At 37.4% G+C, this 20251-nt stretch carries 18 protein-coding genes; 8 read left to right on the top strand and 10 right to left on the bottom strand.

Going from position 1 to position 20251, the window contains the following annotated elements:
- Positions 1-44: 44 nt before the first annotated feature.
- The 4 genes from upp to EZ456_RS00075 form a co-directional block, all read right to left on the bottom strand.
- Complete coding sequence (upp, locus tag EZ456_RS00090; RefSeq protein WP_131526274.1) at positions 45-689, bottom strand: uracil phosphoribosyltransferase; 645 nt, start codon at positions 687-689, stop codon at positions 45-47.
- Positions 690-780: 91 nt separating this feature from the next.
- The gene (locus EZ456_RS00085; RefSeq protein ID WP_131526273.1) at positions 781-2052 is read right to left on the bottom strand and encodes a DUF7033 domain-containing protein; all 1272 of its coding nucleotides are present in this window, start codon (positions 2050-2052) and stop codon (positions 781-783) included.
- A 134-nt stretch (positions 2053-2186) separates the two neighbouring features.
- The gene (locus EZ456_RS00080) at positions 2187-2693 is read right to left on the bottom strand and encodes a DUF6702 family protein (RefSeq protein ID WP_131526272.1); all 507 of its coding nucleotides are present in this window, start codon (positions 2691-2693) and stop codon (positions 2187-2189) included.
- A 58-nt stretch (positions 2694-2751) separates the two neighbouring features.
- Entirely contained in the window at positions 2752-3417 is a 666-nt protein-coding gene (locus EZ456_RS00075) for a class I SAM-dependent methyltransferase (RefSeq protein ID WP_131526271.1), read from the bottom strand.
- 255 nt (positions 3418-3672) lie between these two features.
- Here EZ456_RS00075 and EZ456_RS00070 point away from each other — a divergent pair, with 255 nt between their 5' ends.
- Entirely contained in the window at positions 3673-4257 is a 585-nt protein-coding gene (locus EZ456_RS00070; RefSeq protein ID WP_131526270.1) for a HupE/UreJ family protein, read from the top strand.
- 11 nt (positions 4258-4268) lie between these two features.
- Positions 4269-6638: a M1 family metallopeptidase gene (locus EZ456_RS00065; protein WP_131526269.1), complete on the top strand. Its 2370-nt coding sequence runs from the start codon at positions 4269-4271 to the stop codon at positions 6636-6638.
- A gap of 154 nt (positions 6639-6792) precedes the next feature.
- Here EZ456_RS00065 and EZ456_RS00060 read toward each other — a convergent pair whose 3' ends face one another.
- On the bottom strand, positions 6793-7953 hold the full coding sequence (locus EZ456_RS00060; RefSeq protein ID WP_131526268.1) for an ATP-binding protein: 1161 nt from the start codon (positions 7951-7953) through the stop codon (positions 6793-6795).
- Between the two features lie 278 nt (positions 7954-8231).
- Here EZ456_RS00060 and uvrB point away from each other — a divergent pair, with 278 nt between their 5' ends.
- The 5 genes from uvrB to EZ456_RS00035 all read left to right on the top strand — a co-directional run bounded on the left by uvrB (position 8232) and on the right by EZ456_RS00035 (position 12838).
- Positions 8232-10274 carry an excinuclease ABC subunit UvrB gene (gene uvrB, locus EZ456_RS00055; protein ID WP_131526267.1) on the top strand — a complete coding sequence of 681 codons (2043 nt, stop codon included), beginning with the start codon at positions 8232-8234 and terminating at the stop codon, positions 10272-10274.
- Between the two features lie 76 nt (positions 10275-10350).
- Positions 10351-11643, top strand: coding sequence for a DUF3472 domain-containing protein (locus tag EZ456_RS00050; protein ID WP_131526266.1), 1293 nt, complete (start codon positions 10351-10353; stop codon positions 11641-11643).
- Between the two features lie 50 nt (positions 11644-11693).
- Positions 11694-11891 carry a YwbE family protein gene (locus EZ456_RS00045; RefSeq protein ID WP_086548157.1) on the top strand — a complete coding sequence of 66 codons (198 nt, stop codon included), beginning with the start codon at positions 11694-11696 and terminating at the stop codon, positions 11889-11891.
- A gap of 126 nt (positions 11892-12017) precedes the next feature.
- Positions 12018-12266 (top strand): DUF4834 domain-containing protein, encoded by a 249-nt coding sequence (locus EZ456_RS00040; protein WP_131526265.1) that lies wholly within the window; start codon positions 12018-12020, stop codon positions 12264-12266.
- A 122-nt stretch (positions 12267-12388) separates the two neighbouring features.
- Positions 12389-12838, top strand: coding sequence for a nuclear transport factor 2 family protein (locus EZ456_RS00035; RefSeq protein ID WP_131526264.1), 450 nt, complete (start codon positions 12389-12391; stop codon positions 12836-12838).
- Between the two features lie 6 nt (positions 12839-12844).
- Here the strand turns inward: EZ456_RS00035 and EZ456_RS00030 are convergent, their stop codons facing one another.
- The 5 genes from EZ456_RS00030 to EZ456_RS00010 all read right to left on the bottom strand — a co-directional run bounded on the left by EZ456_RS00030 (position 12845) and on the right by EZ456_RS00010 (position 16906).
- Complete coding sequence (locus tag EZ456_RS00030; RefSeq protein ID WP_131526263.1) at positions 12845-13294, bottom strand: SRPBCC family protein; 450 nt, start codon at positions 13292-13294, stop codon at positions 12845-12847.
- A 52-nt stretch (positions 13295-13346) separates the two neighbouring features.
- Positions 13347-14270 carry a TIGR01777 family oxidoreductase gene (locus tag EZ456_RS00025; RefSeq protein WP_131526262.1) on the bottom strand — a complete coding sequence of 308 codons (924 nt, stop codon included), beginning with the start codon at positions 14268-14270 and terminating at the stop codon, positions 13347-13349.
- Between the two features lie 5 nt (positions 14271-14275).
- On the bottom strand, positions 14276-15091 hold the full coding sequence (locus EZ456_RS00020; RefSeq protein ID WP_131526261.1) for a thiol-disulfide oxidoreductase DCC family protein: 816 nt from the start codon (positions 15089-15091) through the stop codon (positions 14276-14278).
- A 160-nt stretch (positions 15092-15251) separates the two neighbouring features.
- Entirely contained in the window at positions 15252-15758 is a 507-nt protein-coding gene (locus EZ456_RS00015; protein WP_131526260.1) for a GbsR/MarR family transcriptional regulator, read from the bottom strand.
- A gap of 62 nt (positions 15759-15820) precedes the next feature.
- A complete protein-coding gene (locus tag EZ456_RS00010; protein ID WP_131526259.1) occupies positions 15821-16906 on the bottom strand; it encodes an alginate lyase family protein in 1086 nt (361 codons plus the stop codon).
- Between the two features lie 129 nt (positions 16907-17035).
- Here EZ456_RS00010 and EZ456_RS00005 point away from each other — a divergent pair, with 129 nt between their 5' ends.
- Entirely contained in the window at positions 17036-19543 is a 2508-nt protein-coding gene (locus tag EZ456_RS00005) for a YfhO family protein (protein ID WP_131526258.1), read from the top strand.
- Positions 19544-20251 lie beyond the last annotated feature (708 nt).

Genomic DNA, 20251 nt, shown 5'->3' with positions numbered 1-20251 from the left:
AGAATAATCGACTTTGAACTAAAGACTCTAGACTAAGGACTGAATTATACCTTCTCCCCGTAAGCCAGATCGCCGGCATCGCCAAGCCCTGGAACAATGTAAGATTTACTGGTCATTTCTTCGTCGATTGCTCCCAGCCAAAGTTTTGCTTTAGGCAGATTAGCGCGCACATGTGCAACACCTTCTGTACTGGCTATTGCGGCAACGATATGAAGTTCTGCAATTTTATAGCGGTTAATCAGTTCTTTACAGCACATCACCATACTTTGCCCGGTTGCCAACATCGGATCAGCCATAATCAAAACTTTTCCTTCTAAATCTGGGGTAGAAATGTAATCCATCTGAATCACAAAACTGCCGCTCTTTTTTACTTTGCGATAGGCAGAAATAAAACAGCATTCGGCTTTGTCGAAGATGTTGAGTAAACCTTGTTGAAGTGGCAACCCGGCCCGGAGTATAGTAGCCAAAACGGGCTGCTGAGCTAAAACTTCGCAAGGTGATACACCTAATGGGGTTACAATTTCTTTGGTAGTATATTGAAGTGATTTGCTGATTTCGTAGGCAAAAAACTCACCAAGCCTTTCCAAATTTTTTCGGAAACGCATCGAATCCTTCTGGATATTCTCATCCCGAAGTTCGGCAATAAAGGTATTGGCGACAGATTTCGTCTTGCTTACATCAAAAATCATAATATTTGTTTTCGGGTATCTTAGGGTTTATCCCGGCGGGATGTTTAATTGTTAAATTTAACAATTTTAAGCCGAATAATTTAAACTAAAATCAATTTCCAGCGTAATTAATCATTTCTCCGAACAACGATTTTAATTTTTTATATTTAGCATTTGCAGATAGGCTTTTTAAGCTCCAACTGCTATAAAAGGTGCCGTTTACCACCTTCACTGCATCGATATATTGGTGTACTGTTTTTACAGCCGCATCGTGTGTTAAAAATTGAAGAACATAATCGGTGAGGCAATAAGAATTAACAATTAAAGGAGTCACTTTTTCAAGCTGAAGATCATACCAGTTAAATGGCGTACAGGTTCCGGCCCTAAAACCTAATACATTGCTGTAACCCATAGAATAATCGGAAATAATACCAGAATTGAGCATGTTTAAATAACAGATTGGGAATTTTAATGCTTCTAATTGCTGACTACTTACTGGGACGGCGTTTGGATGGATTTTTTTGAGCTTAACCAGGCCTTCCTTAATCTCATGCATTTTTTGCTTATCGCTTGCACAAGGCTTTAATAATCCAACTGATTGATCGGTAAGTGTTTTTGAAACACCGTTTATCTTAATGTAATTTATTGGCACATCAGGGAAATCGACAAAATAAAGGGGATTAGTTTTTTTTGAAGAAAATAATTGGTTCACCTCAGCCAAAACCTGCTCATTATTAATTCCTACTCCGGTTAGCCTGTCAAATTTAGAGCTCAGGTAATTGTTTTCTTTTTTAAAGATGGCACTGAAAATAAATTTGGTTCTATTTAATAATCCCTCAGGTAAGTTGGGTAAAATATTGAAATGAATGGTAGGTTGATGTTGGAATTTCTTTTCTTGGAATTTAAAATGTGGATGCTTTTTTTTGATCAAACTTTTAATGATCAATGCCCACTCATCAATAATTGGTTTATCTAAAATCTTCCATTTATGTTGGTAGCTTTTTGATGGCCTAAATTCTTCTTCGTTTTTTTTGGGGTAAAAATATTCCTCATATCGGCTTAATATAAAAAACGAGGCTGCATAAACATCGAAAGGTAAGGCAGATTGGGTAGTAACTGGAAATGGAGTCTGATATTCGCCAAATGAAATAGTTTTTGGATTAATTTCTTCTAATTTATTGGAGAGGAGTAAAGATGTGCTCTTGAAGAATAGTTCCTCACCTAGTGGTTCATCGCTATAGCTGATTTTAATGTGCTCGCTCTGTAGAAAATATTGGCTATTGCCCGTAAATTCTAATTCAGTTTTGAGTATATCTTTAAAAATAAAGTTAAAAATATATTTTATCCGAGGCGTTAATTTGTTGGAGAAGATGATTAGATGCATAACTTATTTTAACAACGCAGTATTTAAAAAAAGATTACAAGAAATGTTTCTCAGCAGATATTGACTTAAATAATATTGCCTTCTAAATTAACGGTAATTTAACATTGAGTCGTTATCTAATACAAAAATTACAATTAAAAGTTTGCTGTGAACTTTTTTTCAGGGTAAAGGATTTTTGTGCTTTTACGGACAGCGCCTTTTACAATATGCACAATACTCATCTGATCATCGAACATATCGTATAAAATAGTATTACTCACCTCAACCGATTTTATGGCGGAAATTTTCTCCACTTCAAGATAAATATTAGTGGCCTCATGATCGATCTCAAATCCGATGTAATTCATTGCAACAGCTTTGCCATTGGCTTTTAGCTGTAAATGAGAAAGTAAATATTTTTTTGCCAGTTCATCCATCGCACTCTTCATATTTGGATTGCTCAGATCGGTTTTCTGTTTGTATAATTTGGCTAAAATTGCCTCAAAGTCATCTGAAAAGATTTTACAGCTTATTTCTAAAGTTTTATCCTTTGCATTAAAGTTTACTTCAGTTGTGCTTACATGTAATGGATGTTTTATTCCTGCTCCTACACAAAAAAAAGTAATACACAAAAGCCAGAAGCTATATTTTAATTTACGCATCAACATATTAAATCTTTCCTTAAAAGGGTTAAGGGAGCAAAGTTAACAGATAATTAGTCTACTTGTTAAATGTAATTAAGGTGTTATGCCCACATTGTTCTAAATGTAAGTGCCTGAAATTTAAGCTGGCAAATATTTTACTTAGTTTCTTATGGGATGGATGAACGTGGGTAAGCTTAATATTAAAATTTTCATTGAGCCAAAAGCTCATTTTAATGGCCAATTTTCTAAAACCAGATTCTTTTGCAAGTTCTTCCTGCAGGTATTTCTCATTGTTTACCACAATAAAACCGTACCCATTTTTTTTGATTAAGTTATAGATACATTTTGCAAATCGATAATCATTGATGCAATAATACCAACATATGCGATTAAAAATAATATCGAACTTGCCATGGGCTTCCTCTAAATAGCCCAATGAAAAATTTACCGTTATATTTTCGTCCTCAGCTTTAGCTTTGGCTATGGCTAAATAATTCTGGCTAATGTCGTGCCAGGTAACTTTTGCTCCTCGTTTGGCAAATTCGATACTATATTGCCCCGGGCCAGCACCGAGATCGAGTAAAGTTTTATCTTCGAAATTGCCTAAGTGGGTTTTTATAACATCTATTATTTTGCCATCAAATTTTTTGTATTCGTTTGCCGCATACTTTTCTGCAAAAGCTTTTGGAACTGGATCGAAACCTTTTTCTGGTTTTTGTAAATAATATTTTAGCCAAAGCATAGTGTGGGATAAAAGACCAATAGTTATAAGTACCAAGTTACCGTATTGGCCAGGTATATTAAACAACAATTTTGTTTACAACTGTAAACCCAGTTATTTGTGATAAACTTCATCAAAAAGCGGTAAATAAGTTAAAAATTAGTAACAAATTTGGTATTTAGGCTTTTGTTTTAAGGATGTTTGGGGTTTTTCTAATTAAAAATATAATTTTAGCTATTGTAAACTATTTCATTCTCAATAGTTAGCTTATTATTCATGCCGTTACAAGATTTTATCTTTTATTTTAAATTGGGTTGGGCGCACATCATCAGTGCCGATGCTTTAGATCACCAGCTGTTTGTTTTAGCCCTGGTGGCTATTTACAGTTATGTCAATTTAAAACAGGTGCTCATATTGATTACGGCCTTTACCATCGGCCATTCATTTACCTTACTTTTAAGCGTATTAGATATTATTAGGTTTGATAGCAAATGGGTAGAATTCTTAATTCCCTGTACCATTGTAATTACTGCGATCAGCAATTTGTTTAGAAAGAATTTTTCCTTAAAATCAATTAAAATTAATTACTTTTTGGCGCTGGGTTTTGGGCTTATTCACGGAATGGGCTTTGCCAACTCCATCCGGATAATGCTGGCCAAAGACCAGAATATTGGCTGGGGCCTATTTGGCTTTAATGTAGGCTTAGAAGCTGGACAGGTTTTTATGGTAATTATCATTCTTTTTATTACCTTTTTAATTTTTAATTATACCCACATAAAGCGCATGAGCTGGGTTTTATTTATATCAGCAGCCGTATTTAGCCTGGCTTTAAAAATGGCTTTAGAACGAATTCCTTTTTAATTAACCGTATAATGAATAAACTATTTACTTTAACCGGCCTGCTATTCTTTTCTGGTAGTGTGGCCATGGCCCAAAATACTCAGAATAACCCAGGGAGTAACCATGGGAATAAGTTTGAGCAGTTGGGCACTATTTTACCAACGCCTAACGAACAACGTACAGCCAGCGGAGCGCCTGGTGTTAAATATTGGCAGCAACGTGCCGATTATAACATCAAATGTGAGTTGGATGAAAAAAATCTGTTGTTAACGGGGTCTGAAACGATTACCTACACCAATAATTCTCCCGATCCATTAACTTATATCTGGTTGCAGCTTGATGAAAATGAGCATAGCACAGATAGGAGTGCTAATTATCAGGATGCGACTAAAATGCCTGCGACAGGAACTATTAAAAATTTAGATCAGTTAAGTGCAACAGGAAACAATGGTTATGGAATAAATATTACCAAATTAACCGATGCAGCTGGTAAAAACCTAAAGTATACCGTTAACAAAACGATGATGAGGGTTGATTTACCAGTTGCGCTGAGAACCGGACAAAAATTTATCTTCAATATTGATTGGAACTATAAAATTTCTGATCGGATGAGTGTTGGTGGCCGTGGCGGTTACGAGTTTTTCCCAACAGATGGAAACTATTTGTTTACCATGACGCAGTGGTACCCACGCTTATGTGTATATAGCGATTTTCAAGGATGGCAGAACCATCAATTTACCGGTAGAGGTGAGTTTGCCTTAACCTTTGGCGATTTTAAAGTTCAGATGACTGTTCCGGCAGATCACCTTGTGGGTTCAACAGGAGAGTGTGTCAATTATAGCGCTGTTTTAAATCCAACACAGTTAAGTAGATATAATGCTGCTAAAACTGCAGCTACACCCGTAGAAATTCAAACTTTAGCTGAAGCAAAAGCTGCGGAAACCAAAAAATCTACAGCTAAAAAAACCTGGGTTTTTAATGCGAATAATGTCCGCGATTTTGCCTGGACATCTTCCCGTAAGTTTATCTGGGATGCCATGCCTCAAAAAATTCAGGCCAACAACAATACCGTAATGTGCATGAGTTTTTATGGAAAAGAAGCATACAATCTGTACAGCAAGTTTTCTACCCGTGCGGTGGCACATACCATTAAAACCTATTCAGATTTTACTATCCCTTATCCTTATCCGGTTGCACAAAGTATTGAAGCTGCAAATGGAATGGAATACCCAATGATCTGTTTTAACTATGGCCGTACAGATACTGACGGAACATACAGCGAAAGCACAAAAAACGGAATGTTAGGCGTAATTATTCACGAGGTTGGGCATAACTTCTTTCCAATGATTGTAAACAGCGATGAACGCCAATGGACCTGGATGGATGAAGGCCTAAATTCTTTTGTTGAGTATTTAACCGAAGAACTTTGGGATAACAAATTTCCAAGTAAAAAAGGACCGGCATATACCATTGTTGATTATATGAAACTGCCTAAAGATGAGTTGGAACCAATTATGACCAACTCTGAAAATATTACCCGTTTCGGTCCGAATGCTTATTCGAAACCTGCTACTGGTTTAAATATCCTTCGCGAAACCATTATGGGAAGAGAGCTTTTTGATTATGCATTTAAAGAATATTCGAGAAGATGGGCCTTTAAACATCCTGAGCCTGCTGATCTATTCCGTACCATGGAAGATGCCAGTGGCGAAGATTTAGATTGGTTTTGGAGAGGTTGGTTTTATGGAACCGATCCATGTGATATATCTTTAGATAGCGTGAAATTTGCGAAAGCCGATTTTCCTAAGGATTTACCGGAAGCCAAATCGAAAATGGTTAAAATTGATAAACCTGCCGTTAATGCCTTTGAAGATATTTCAAAAATCAGGAACCGCGAGGATAAGAAAAATAATTTCTATGTAGATAAAACTCCTGGAGCACAAGATTTCTACTATAAATATGATAGGGGAATGGTTACTGTTGATACTACTGTAGCTACTAAAACGCAACCCGCTGCAACGCTGGAAGCTGTTCCCTCAGCAGAACAGGGTAAATATGACAACAAATTTCTTTACGAATTGAGCTTTAGCAATAAAGGAGGCTTGGTAATGCCTGTAATTGTTGAGTTTACCTATAAAGATGGAACAAAGGAAATTGACCGTATTCCGGCTCAAATCTGGAGGCATAATGAATTGAAAACTTCTAAATTCTATATAAAAGATAAAGAAGTGGCTTCAATTTTAATCGATCCATTGCGCGAAACTGCCGATATTGATACCTCAAATAATACCTGGGGCGGAAAAGTAAAAGAAAGTAAATTTAAAGTATATAAAACCAAAGCCGGTGGAGCAGTAAGAGGCCAATCGGTTGGTAAAAACCCAATGCAGGCAGCCAGTAAATAGCGTTATAAGTTGCGTCATTCCCAACCCGATAGCTATCGGGTTGATTGGGAATCGTAATGCCTTAGTAGATTTATAGGTTGCATTAAGATTTCCACCTGCGCGAGAATGACGCTGCTCAATAAAAATCCTCGTTGAAGAAACAATCAACGGGGATTTATTGTATCTGAGGTAAAATATCCAATAAGAAATGTTTGATATTGGTTACTGTGATATCATTTGCTGTTACATAGGTCTCACTCTTTGGTGTAATGATATATCTATATTTAGGTTCCAAGTCCTTTATACAATTGATAAATCCTTTAGATATAGTGGGAGCATTTGATAGTTTAATCTCAATACATGCAAGCGTAGTGATTCCCTGCACAAGGATTAAATCACATTCCGCTCCAGTTTGTGTACGATAAAAAAAAAGGTCAGTTTGCTTTTCCTTTATTTGGTAAATCTGCTCAACTACATAACCTTCCCAGGATGCGCCAACACCTGGATGACCAAACAAATCACTATATCTTGGGATATTCAATAAACGGTGTAAAATGCCTGTATCTCTGATATATGTTTTTGGCGACTTAATTAAACGCTTTTTGGCATTAACAAACCATGGTTGTAATCGTCTGATCAAAAAACCTCCCTCTAAAAAATCTAAATACCGATTTACAGTGGGCGCACTCACCCCTAAAGACCTTGCAAAGGATTCTCCATTAAATAAATTTCCGTTTAAATGTGCAAGCATGCTCCAGAAATTTCTTAGTAGTGTTGGGGCTAAATCTACACCAAACATCTTTGCTAAGTCTCTTTCTACATAACTTACAATAAAATCATCAATCCATTCTTTGCTCAGTAAGTCGTTTTCTGATAGTAAAGATTCTGGAAATCCGCCACGAAACCAGTGTTGTTCAAAACCTATTGTATCGGGGAGTTCAGTTAATCCGATAGGGCATAGTTCATTATATGAAATTCTACCAGCCAATGTTTCCGAAACGCCCTTAACTAATTCAGGAGAAGCAGATCCGAGCAATATAAATCTTCCAGGCGTTCTTTTAGCATCAATTAATGGCCGTAATAAAGAAAACAATGTTGGTAATAACTGTACCTCATCAATAATTACAGTATGATCTTGTAAACTCTCTAGAAAAGTATAAGCATCTTGTAGTTTAGCCACATCTCTAGGATTTTCCATATCAAGATATATATAGTCATTGCTTAATTCTTTCGCCAATGTGGTTTTTCCAACTTGTCGCGGTCCGAGAATAGCGATAGCTGGTGATTTCTTAAGCCTATTTCTTAATTGAGATGCAAGATTTCTGATAATCAACATATACAAATATATACATTAACCTAGTAAATCCAAAGTTTAACTTTGGATTTACTAGGTTAATGTTGGTTATTGCTTTTTAAATGCGTTTTGAAATTTAAGAGACCGTTAAATCCTGATATAAATAATTTGCAAATTTTCCAACTTTCCTGACTTTCTCCTGTTTTAGACTATGCATCCTAAACCGTATATTTCCTCCCAAGCCGTTTATGTTTTTATAAGCGGAGGAGAGCACATTAAAATTGATTTAAAGATCAATTTTAACTAAGTTTGATTTACCCATGAAATTTAAAATCACCTCAGAATATCAACCCACCGGAGACCAGCCAAGTGCGATAAAACAATTGGTGGATGGCGTAAATGCTAACGAACATTATCAAACTTTATTAGGGGTTACGGGATCAGGAAAAACATTTACGGTAGCCAATGTGATTGAGCAGACGCAAAAACCTACCCTGATTTTGAGTCACAATAAAACTTTGGCGGCGCAGCTTTACGGCGAGTTTAAAAATTTCTTCCCTGAAAACTCAGTTAATTATTTTGTTTCATACTACGATTATTACCAGCCCGAAGCTTTTATCGCATCAAGCAATACTTATATCGAAAAAGATCTGAGTATAAACGAGGAAATTGAAAAACTTCGGTTACGTACTACATCTTCGTTAATGAGCGGTAGACGCGATATTATTGTGGTATCATCCATTTCCTGCATTTACGGTATGGGTAATCCAGAAGATTTTTCCCGGATGGTTTTCCGCTTTGGAGTAGGTTTAAGGATTTCGAGGAATGCATTTTTGCATAGTTTGGTTGAGATTTTATATTCCAGAACTACAACAGACTTTAAACGCGGAACCTTTAGGGTTAAGGGCGATACGGTAGATATTTATCCCGCTTACCTTGATCATGCTTACCGTATCTCTTTCTTTGGTGATGATATTGAAGAACTTTCAGCCATTGACCCCGTTTCCGGTAAAACTTTAGAGAAACTGGAAGATATGGCGATTTATCCTGCCAACCTCTTCGTTACCCCAAAAGATAGATTTAATTCATCCATCTGGGGAATACAGGAAGAGCTGGAAATCCGTAAGAACCAGTTAATTGCAGATAGGCATTTATTGGAAGCAAAACGTCTGGAAGAACGTACCAACTTCGATATCGAAATGATGAAAGAATTGGGTTATTGTTCAGGTATTGAAAATTACTCCCGTTTCTTTGATGGCAGAAGCCCAGGTATGCGCCCTTTCTGTTTGTTAGATTATTTTCCGGAAGATTATTTAATGGTGATAGATGAAAGTCATGTTACCGTTCCGCAGATCAGGGCCATGTATGGTGGAGATAGATCGAGGAAATTATCTTTGGTTGAATATGGTTTCCGTTTACCGGCCGCACTTGATAATAGACCTTTGAACTTTAACGAATTCGAAGCCCTTGCACCACAAACCATTTATGTAAGTGCAACTCCGGCTGAATATGAACTGGAAAAATCAGAAGGTGTGGTAGTAGAGCAGGTAATCAGGCCAACCGGTTTATTAGATCCTGTTATAGAAATCAGACCTGCCATTAACCAGGTTGATGATCTTTTAGATGAAATAGATATTACCATAAAAGATGGCGGACGTATTCTGGTTACTACATTAACCAAACGTATGGCTGAAGAATTAACTAAATACCTTGATCGCTTAAATATCAAGACCAGGTACATCCATTCTGAAATTAAAACACTCGAACGTGTAGAAATTCTTCGTGGTTTACGTTTAGGAGAATTCGATGTTTTAGTGGGGATTAACTTACTGCGTGAAGGCTTGGATTTACCTGAGGTTACTTTGGTTGCTATTTTAGATGCAGATAAAGAAGGTTTCTTACGGTCTGAAAAATCGCTTATCCAAACCATTGGCCGTGCAGCCCGTAATGATAAAGGACGCGTAATTATGTATGCCGATGGCATTACAGATAGTATGTCGAAAACAATATCAGAAACAAACAGACGTAGAGACATCCAGATTGCTTACAACCTTGAACATGGCATTACACCTAAAACTGTTGGTAAATCAAGAGAAGCAATTTTAGAGCAGACTTCGGTGCTCGATTTCTCTCAAAAAGCGAGCGATAACAAAGCAAGAGCTTATGTAGAAAATGCAGAAATCAGTATCGCAGCAGATCCGATTGTGCAGTATATGGGTAAAGCCGAACTGCAAAGGGCAATTGATACTACCCGTAAGGATATGCAGAAGGCAGCAAAAGATATGGACTTTTTGCAGGCGGCAAAGCTGCGTGACGAAATGTTTGCCTTAGAGAAAATGTTTAATGAAAAATTCGGTAAGTAACGATTTAGTTTTATAACATGATTTTTAGATAATTTAGACTACAATTGCTTTCAATAAGTTATCTAAAAATCATCAAATGAAATCTTTAAAACTAGTAGCGCTGATCGTACTCGGCGCCCTGGGTCTGAAAAGTCAGGCCCAAAATTCTGCGGCAATATCCCTGCCGCTTGCTGGCAATGCTTACAGCTCCTTACATCAAGATTCGGAAAGAACGCTGTCTAACAGAGGAATTGTAAATTGGTCTAATCCAAAAGAATATTTTACAGCTTATGTTAGGGTTTCCAAGCCTGGTACGGTAACTGTATCGTTAAGCGACAAACCTGTTTTGGACGGTCAATCGGTTCTGGAATTTGCCATCAACAATCAACCCAAAAAGGTAAATTTCGATGAAACCAAGCCATTTGACGGTAAAATTGGCGAATGGAGCATTAAAGACACAGGTTATATAGCCATAACCATTAAAGGAATAAGCAAAAGTGCTGGCAAATTTCCCTCCATACAGACCTTATCCATCGGTGGTACAGCTATTGAAGGCAAAACGGCTTACGTTAAAAACAACGAAGGCAACTTTTTTCATTGGGGCAGACGTGGACCATCGGTTCACTTAAACTATCAACAGCCAGAAAATGTAAATGCAGAGTGGTATTACAACGAGGTAACAGTACCAAAAGGTGAAGATATTTTAGGATCTTACTTTATGGCGAATGGATTTGGTGAAGGCTATTTCGGTATGCAGGTAAATAGTCCGACAGAACGACATATCTTGTTTTCGGTATGGAGCCCCTTCAATACCGATGATCCTAAAAGTATTCCAGAATCGCACAAAATAAAAATGCTAAAGAAAGGCGAGGGTGTACATGCAGGAGAATTTGGCAATGAAGGTGCTGGAGGGCAGAGTTATCTAAACTATATGTGGAAAGCAGGAAACACCTATAAATTCTTGTTGCATGGGGTGCCTGGAAAAGATAGCCTAACCACATATACGGCTTATTTCTTTGCGCCCGAAACCAATAAATGGCAACTGATAGCCAGCTTTACCAGGCCGCAGACTAAAACCTATTTAAAACGCTTCCATTCCTTTTTAGAAAACTTCTCACCAGTACAGGGAGACCTATCGCGAAAAGTTTTGTTTGATAACCAGTGGATCTGCGATGATAAAGGAACATGGATTGAATTAAAATCTGCCCGCTTCACTACCGATAATACCGGAGCAAAGGGATATCGGATGGATTATCAAGGAGGGGTAGATAAAGGTGCCTTCTATTTGAAGAATGGTGGCTTTTTTAACGATTATACTACGCCAAGAAAAATCTTTACCAGAAGCACTACAGGTAAAAAACCTGAAATAGATTTCAGTAAATTACCTTAACACTCAAAATAATTATGGAATTTTGAGGCTTTAATCATATTACAGTACAAATGGACGGGCAAAACAGAAAAGACATTTATCCAGGATTAGAAGTTGGAATTATTTTGAAGAAGGATCAACGATCGGGAAACATCACCTATGGTGTAGTGAAAGATTTGCTTACTTCATCTGCATTTCATTCCAGAGGGATAAAAGTGAGACTCGAAGATGGCCAGGTAGGCCGTGTGGCTGAAATTATTGAAGATTAATGGGGATGTTAAAACCTTTATAGGCTTATTTGCGTATTATATTTGTAATCAAAATGCAATTAAAGGCTAAATAAGTAACAAAATAAATTTTATGACGTCTATATTTGTAACAACAGTAATTTAAAAATGGCATTAGTAAAATTCATTTTCATAACAATATTGGTACTTTGGCTGATCAGAATGTTGATTAGGTTAATTCTGCCAATGCTGTTTAATAACCTGGCCAGCAAAGTGCAAAGTCAGGCAACAGGGCAGCAACAACAAAGACGATCAAAGCCAGAAGGCTCTATTTCGATAGATTATATGCCTCCAAAGCCTGATCAAAGTAAAACAGATAAACTCGGCGACTTCGTAGACTACGAAGAACTGAAATAAAACTGAACCCTGAACTTGTTTCAGGGTTTTTTGTTTAAATTCAAAAAGCAATAATTTGAAATATATAGTTTAAGTTTAATGCTTTTAACCCCCATCTGGAAAACGAAATATATACTACAACTATGAAATATTTTATTGTTTTTATCTCATTATGGATGGTAAGCGCGAAATGCTTTAGCCAAACAAAACAAGATAGTTTAGAAATTAAGCGCGCAGCTCTTGATTATATAGAATCGCAACATAACCCAAATCCTAAACAAATGGAACAGGCTTTGCATCCAAGATTGGTTAAGCGCACATTTTGGACGGATAAGGAAACCAAGAAGGATTATGTTCGTGAAACCTCTGCAGAATCAATGGTTATCTTAGCCGAAAACTATAACCGCAAAAAAGATAAATTCCCTGCTGTTCCTAAAAAGGAAGTAAAAATGCTTGATATTTCAGAGAAAACTGCCTCAGTTAAACTAATTGCAGATGAATGGATCGATTATATGCATCTTGTTAAATTGAACGGTTCTTGGAAAATTATTAATGTGCTTTGGCAATTTAATGATAGTGCAAGGCACAAATAACGCTTGTTACCATTCAGCTTGAAATTTGATTGCCTTATTTCTTTTTTCAATTAGTTTCGACATATAATTTGTAAGAAATATTTTTTCTACAAGGCGGCCTAATAATCCAAATGGTGCTTCAAACTCAAAAACATCAGTCATTTCTGTCTGAGAATCTATTATTTTGAAATGGTGTTGGTGATGGAGTTTTTTAAAGGGGCCTTTCACCATCTCATCTACAAAGCGTATTGGATATTCCATTGTACTAATCTTATTTGTCATTTCGAATGGAATGCCAAAATGTTTGGCTCGCCAGGTAACCGATTCATGTAAATTGATCAAACCACTTTTTTTTCCAGCTATTGCTTTTTCTCCAGAAGCTTTCATCGATTGTAAGTGAAGATCGATACTCCTGGCCAGATCGAAACAATTTTCAATCGGGGCATTAATCAATGTTTTTAAGATAATTGTTGCCATTTTAATTTACTTATGCTCCCGTTGAGCACCCCGCGCCTTCTGCTATACCCTTTTAACCCTCCGCCCTCAACCCCCTCACTGCCTCATCTATCTTCGCATACTTAAATTCAAAGCCATTGTTCAGCAATACCCTTGGCTTAACCCACCTGCTTTTTAAAATCAGTTCAGTTTCGGTTCCGATTATTTTTGCGCCTATGGCCAGTAGCCAGGCTGGAGCAGGCAAACCAAAGCTGATGCCATAGGCTTTTCTGATGCTGTGCATAAACACGTGGTTTTTAATTGGCTCGGGTGCGGTACAGTTTATTATGCCTTCAATCTTATTGTGGTTCAGTAACCATTCAATACTACCTGCGGCATCTAACTCGTGCACCCAGCTTACATACTGTTCGCCACTGCCCTGTTTACCACCCATGCCCAGTTTAACCAGGTTGAGCAAGCGTGGAAATGCGCCATCTTGTAGTCCCAGTACAATGCCCATCCTGAGGGCCACTTTTCTGGTTTTTGGGATTTCGTTTTCAAAGAAACTACTTTCCCAGGCCTTGCACACCTCAATAGAAAAGCCATCGCCGATTTCTCCCGTCATTTCATCTTGCGGACGGTCTTCGGCATGCCGGTAAATGGTTGCAGAGGTAATGTTGATCCAAAGTTTTGGTGGGTTTTCCAGGCTTTTGATTATTTCGCCGAGTAAACGGGTAGGGATTAACCTCGAACTGATAATTTCTTTCTTGTTTTTAGGGGTGTACCTACAGTTTACATTTTTACCACAGAGGTTGACCAGTAAATCGGCACCTTGAAGGCTTGTTGCCCAGTCGCCCAGGGTTTGGCCATCCCACAGCAGTGTTTTAATGTTCCCTGCTGCGGCTTGTGGTTTTCTAGATAGGATAATCACTTCACCAGCCAGACGACTAAAGTGTTTGGCCAGTACGGTACCTAAATATCCGTTTCCTCCTGCGAGTACAATTTTTCCGTACTTCATGATTCCTATAAAGTAAAGATTAAACCTAAAACAATTAAACGGTAAAGCACCCAGGTAATACTCATCGCCCAGCCCAATTGTAAGAGCTTGCTTCTGCGGAGGTGCTCCAAAAACATAAGTCCGGCCACCATCAAAAAGTAAAGGATAAAAAATATAGAGGGGATGATGAGGTATTGTGCGATAACCAAAACAGGCAAAAGCAAAAGTGCACCGGCAAAAGAGATGGTCATGATATTGCCCAGGTAATCCCAGAGTTTTTCTTTTTTATAAAAAACAATGATGATGCCCTGAAAAAGCATTTGTCCACCACAGATGAGGTATTCACGATATCGGCTGCCCAGTGGGACAAAATCGGTAAGCAGATGTGCATAAGCGGTTAAAATGTAAGCTGTAACAAACCAGGTCAAAAGCAGATAGGTCAAACGGTATTGGATTTTAAAGCTGGGCTGTATAGTGTTTTCTTTAACGGCCACAGGAATAATTACTTTACGGTTGTAAGAGATAAAGGCATAAAACTTACGCATCAAATAAACAAAAGGCCCAAATAAAAACAGCGGTTTAAAAATGGGCATGGCATGCGCAATAATTTTAAATAAACTCTGGATGCCATAAGTTACTTCACCATTTTCGGTATTCACGAGTGCAATCTCATTGGTGGCTCTTTGTTTGTCAACCAAAGGACAAATGTTTTCAGGCATACTTTGATAAGCCTCACGACCACCTTTGGCCAGCATACCTATTTTTACAAATGCTTTGGTATAGGCATAACACATTGGGCATTCATCATCAAATAAAATCACATGGTTCTTAAGCGTTTTCATTTTATTTAAATTTTAATACTTTCAGTAAAAAATGAAAGTTGTAATTAAAAAATAAAGCCGAACTTAAGGGGTAAGGCTTTTTAGGGGTTAGCGTTTAGGGTGGATATGTCTTGCTACTCAATACCTCCCTCTCATATCTCACATCCCAAATCTCACGTCTCTATTTAAAAACTTTCAATACCGAGCCCCAGAACCAACTTTCTTCTGCTTTAAGCATTGTTTCTAAAGTTTTATCTACGTTGACAGCAAGTTTGTTAATATCGTTTACTGATTTTTTGAAGGTTTTGAACTCCGGGTCCTTTTCATCGCCTACTACCGTTGATAGCTCATTTAAAACTTTTAAAACAGGCTCTAATTCTCTTTTCTTACGCTCTTTGGCTACCTGACGGGAAATATTCCAAACATCTTTATCAGCAAAAAAATACTCTTTGCGCTCGCCGGCTTTGTGTTGTTTTTCAATTAAGCCCCATCCAATTAAATCACGGAGTGTCATGTTGGCATTTCCCCTCGAAATACTGAGCTCTTCCATAATTTCTTCGGTGGTAAGCGCTTCAGAAGAAATTAGCAATAGTGCATGTACCTGGGCCATGGTGCGGTTAATCCCCCATTCTGAGCCTAATTTACCCCAAGCTTCTATAAATTTTAATTTTGCTGCTGCTAATTCCATACACAAATATAAATTTATTTTTAAACTTTCAAGAATTATTGAAAGTTTATTTGTGTTGAAAGCTATTTGCTTTCGCGTTGCATTTTATCCAATACCATCTGCCAGGTGTTATCATTGTTATTTACTTTTTTTAACAGATTAGCGTGTGTCTTATCGAAATAGACAGATAGTTTTAATACAGGTATAGCCAAATCTGGTTTAAACATAGTCCCTGGAGCAAATCCAGGTTCATTGTTCTTTGCCCGGTCGCGGTCGAATTTAACCGTTGTATTTACATATTCTTCGTGCTGTTTTTCGCCATTAATGTATGGGATTAACCATTCTACAGATTTTTTGATCGATGATCCTTTTGGCGACTCATAGGTATAATAGTTAGTGCCGTTCGCCCTATCGATCATGATGGCCAGCTTAAGCATAGGCTCCAGGTCGTAAATATGGTAATGCATGGCATCACGCTCTTTAAAATCCAAACTCGTTCCATCAGGATATAAATTAATATTGATGTGGCTTTTAAGATTGTCGATGGTCCACTTAATAAAATCCTGATTGTTTAAGGTGTAACCAATTTCGCCAACTACTTTTAGCCGGTGAGCGTTCCAGTTATTAATGGCCGTGGCTCTCCCTGTTTTCATCCGTTTGCTGTTAATTTCTGCCCACGCCGTTTCAGTAAGCCATTGCTCAATCTGTTTTTTATCAGCTTTTGAGATATCTTTTTTGATCAGGTCGTAAGCTTCAACGGCCTTATCCAGATTGGTATCGTCAATAGGATCGCCATTTGGTTTATTGATTTTGGCCCATGTACTAAGAAATTCTACACATTTGTTTAAATATTTTTGATCTTCAGTAATCCGGTATTGTAAGGCCAGTGCAAACATTTTGTTCATATCAGCCAGGGCTAATCTGGTTTTTTCTTTTTTTGGATTTCCTTTTAATAATCCTTCAGTTCTGATGGTATCAATTGGGTTCGGTTGCTCGTTTAAATAATTTAATGCCGATTTTTCAAAGCCCAGGTATAGTTTTTGGGTTTCCCCATCATTTTTGATCTGGGTTTTTAGCTTTTTAATTTCATTGGTATTTAAACTTACTAGCTGCGAAAACGAAGAAAAAGAAAATAAAGCAAGAGCGATTGTAACGACAAACTTTCTCATAATAAATAGGTTGAATTTTTATTCTTTGTTACAAATCTAATTTTTTATTCAGCATGCATTTAATTTATTCCTTTTTTATACCGCCCAATTTTTTATTTTTGACGTTCGTTTAAACTTAAACAAACCTTAATGAATAACTGGTTTAATAAAAATGGCATTCACTTAGCCATTATTGCATTTTTTGTAGTCATCACTTTTGCCTACTTCAGTCCTGTTTTGGTAGGTAAAGCCCCTGCGCAAAGCGATGTGATCCAATCGCAAGCGATGCAAAAGGAGATTATGGACTTTAAAGAAAAGGATGGTAAGGCACCACTTTGGACCAACCAGATGTTTGGCGGTATGCCAGCCTACCAAATTTGGGTACCTTATGCCTATAATGGCGCTACTTATGGAATTGCTTTAATTACCAAAGCTTTGCCAAATCCAACGGGTACAGTTCTGCTGTTGCTTTTAGGTGCTTATTTCTTATTTATTGTATTAAAGGTTAATCCTTGGCTCGCTGCGGCAGGTGCAATTGCATTTACATTTACCATGTACAATTTTGTTTTAATTGCAAGTGGGCATAGTAGCAAGGCATTAGCAATTGGTTTTTTCGCGCCTATAATAGCCAGCATATTGTTAACCCTAAGGGGGAGATATTGGTATGGAGCTAGTTTAACTGCATTATTTTTAGCCCTTGAAATAAGAACCAACCACGTTCAAATGACGTATTATTTAATGTTGGCTATTATTATTTTTGTTATTGTAGAGTTTTACCAGGCATTTAAGAATAAAACCATTTCAAATCTCTTAAAATCTTTCGCTTATCTTGCTTTTTCGGTGGCTATTGCTGTCATGATTAACGCAAGTTTATTATGGTCTACAGCAGAATATGCGAAAGAAACAAACCGTGGCAAATCTAATTTAACCGCTACAGAAGCGGCACCAGCAGAAAAAGGTTCAGGCATGTCAAAAGAATATGCTTATCAATGGAGCCAAGGTGTTGGTGAAAGCTTTACCTTTTTAATTCCAGATTTATACGGAGGCGCTTCGGGGGTAGAAAAGTTGGTAAATCCTGAAGGGAATATGTATAAAGCTGTTGCCGAAATTACAGGAGGCGACCCAACTCAGACTGCACAAGCTATCCAGCAGTTGGGAGGACAACTAAATATGCAACAGTATTGGGGTGAGAAACCCTTTACCCAAGGTGGCTATTATTTTGGTGCAATTATCTGTTTCTTATTTGTTTTTGGCTTATTCATTGTTCGTAGTCCGCTAAAATGGTGGATATTGGCAACAACAGTTTTATTTATTTTGCTTTCTTTTGGTCGCCACTTCCCGCTCATAAGTGATTTATTCTTCGATTATTTTCCACTTTATAATAAATTCAGAGCGGTTGAATCAATTTTGGCAGTAGTTGGTTTAATGGTTCCAATACTGGCAATTTTAGGAATCAAAGAAATACAGGACGGAAATATAGACCAAAAGGTATTGATCAAGAAATTAACCTGGTCTGCTGCTATTACTGGTGGTTTTGCTTTAATTGTAGCAATCGTGCCTACATTGTTTTTTAGTTTTACAGCATCAAATCACATTCAAATTGTACAGGCTTTAACGCAGACTTTGCAAAATAATGCTGCCATTGCTCAAAAGATAGCAAATGGATTGGTAGAAGATAGAATTGCAATAGGTCGTGCAGATGCTTTACGCTCATTCTTTTTCGTGGTTATCGGTTTCGGGATAGTTTGGGCATTTATTACCAAGAAATTAAATGCACAACTGGCCCTGGGCTTGTTGGCGCTGGCTGTTTTGGTAGATATGTGGCAAGTAGACCGTAGGTATTTAAATAACCAAAACTTTGAATACAAAAAAACGGCATCAGATTTCTTTAAACCAAGAGATGTTGATAATTTTATCATGGCTGATAAAGACCCGAATTTTAGGGTGTTTGATGCTTCAATAAATACTTTTAGCGATGCCAGTACATCTAATTTTCATAAAACAATTGGTGGTTATCATGCCGCTAAACTGAAACGTTTTGATGAACTTATTCAGCATCAATTTACTAAAAGTGTTAATCAGGATGTTCTGGATATGTTAAACACAAAATATATCATTACACAAGATCCTCAAAACGGATCGTTTAAAATGCAGCGTAACGCAACTGCTGCGGGTAATGCCTGGTTTGTACAAAGTGTTCAATTTGCTAAAAATGCTGATGAAGAAATGAAGGCCATTAGCAGTTTTGATGCTAAAAAAGAAGCCATTGTTGATGAAAGTTTCAAAAACTCGATCGATACCAAGCGTTTAGGAACTGGCCAGGAAGGTTTTATTAAGTTAACCAGCTATAATCCTGATCATTTAACTTATGAGTACTCAACCGCTAAAGATGTAATTGCAGTGTTTTCAGAGATCTATTATGATAAAGGCTGGAAAATGTATATTGATGGTGTTGAAAAGCCATACTTCAGGGCAGATTACGTTTTACGTGCGGCGCAATTAGAAGCAGGTAATCATAAACTTGAGTTTATTTTCCATCCAACATCGTATTACACTGGAGAGAAAATATCTTTGGCAGGATCGATTTTATTGCTTGCTGGATTAGGTTTCGGATTTTACTCAGAAGAAAAGAAGAAAAAGAAAGCAGTTAAAGCTTAATATTTCTTTAAATAGATTTACGCCCCGCAAGATCAAAATTTTGCGGGGTTTTTTGTTGCCAAAACTTTTTTTGTAATGATTTCTTGCCACGGAAACACAGAATATCCCCCTCGGTTTGTCATCCTGAGCGTAGTCGAAGGACCTTTAAGATGAATTCATTGCACACCTTGAGATTCTGAGCATTCACACTTGCGATCGTCCTCCTGAACCCGATAGCTATCGGGTTGTTTCAGGATCTATAAAGTGCTATCAGTCCTAAGTCTTCAGTCAATAGCCCAAAGTCGATCTCACGCGATATGTCATCCTGAGGGATAATTTATTGTATAAAAATGAATATGATTGACGTATATATTTGATTCTTTTTTACCCAACGGCTCATCCTTGCCTCGGCTCGCCGCCGCCGATTGGCTCTTTCTTTTTGATGTCAAATATCATTTAAACGATGCTTCAGTTTGCGAGAATAATAACTTTGGGAAAAAACATCCCGCATAAGGTCGTTATTCTTACTGACCCCCAAGTCATTGTCAAATCTGACCAAGTCAGCAGTTGAAGTTGTCGATTGAACACTGAAGTTCGTATAGTAAACTAATCTTCAAGCCTGCCGACTTTGCAGGATGTTTATTAAAAATGAATTTTATGAGTAAAGGTCAAAAAAACACAGAAAAGAAGCAAGGGCTTAAAGAAATTGTTCAGCTTCCTTTAGTTAAT

Origin of the sequence: Pedobacter psychrodurus (genome assembly GCF_004331735.1) — a bacterium.
Taxonomy (GTDB): Bacteria; Bacteroidota; Bacteroidia; order Sphingobacteriales; family Sphingobacteriaceae; genus Pedobacter; species Pedobacter psychrodurus.
Note: the sequence above shows the minus strand (reverse complement) of the source record. Positions and strands in the feature narration are given on the sequence as shown.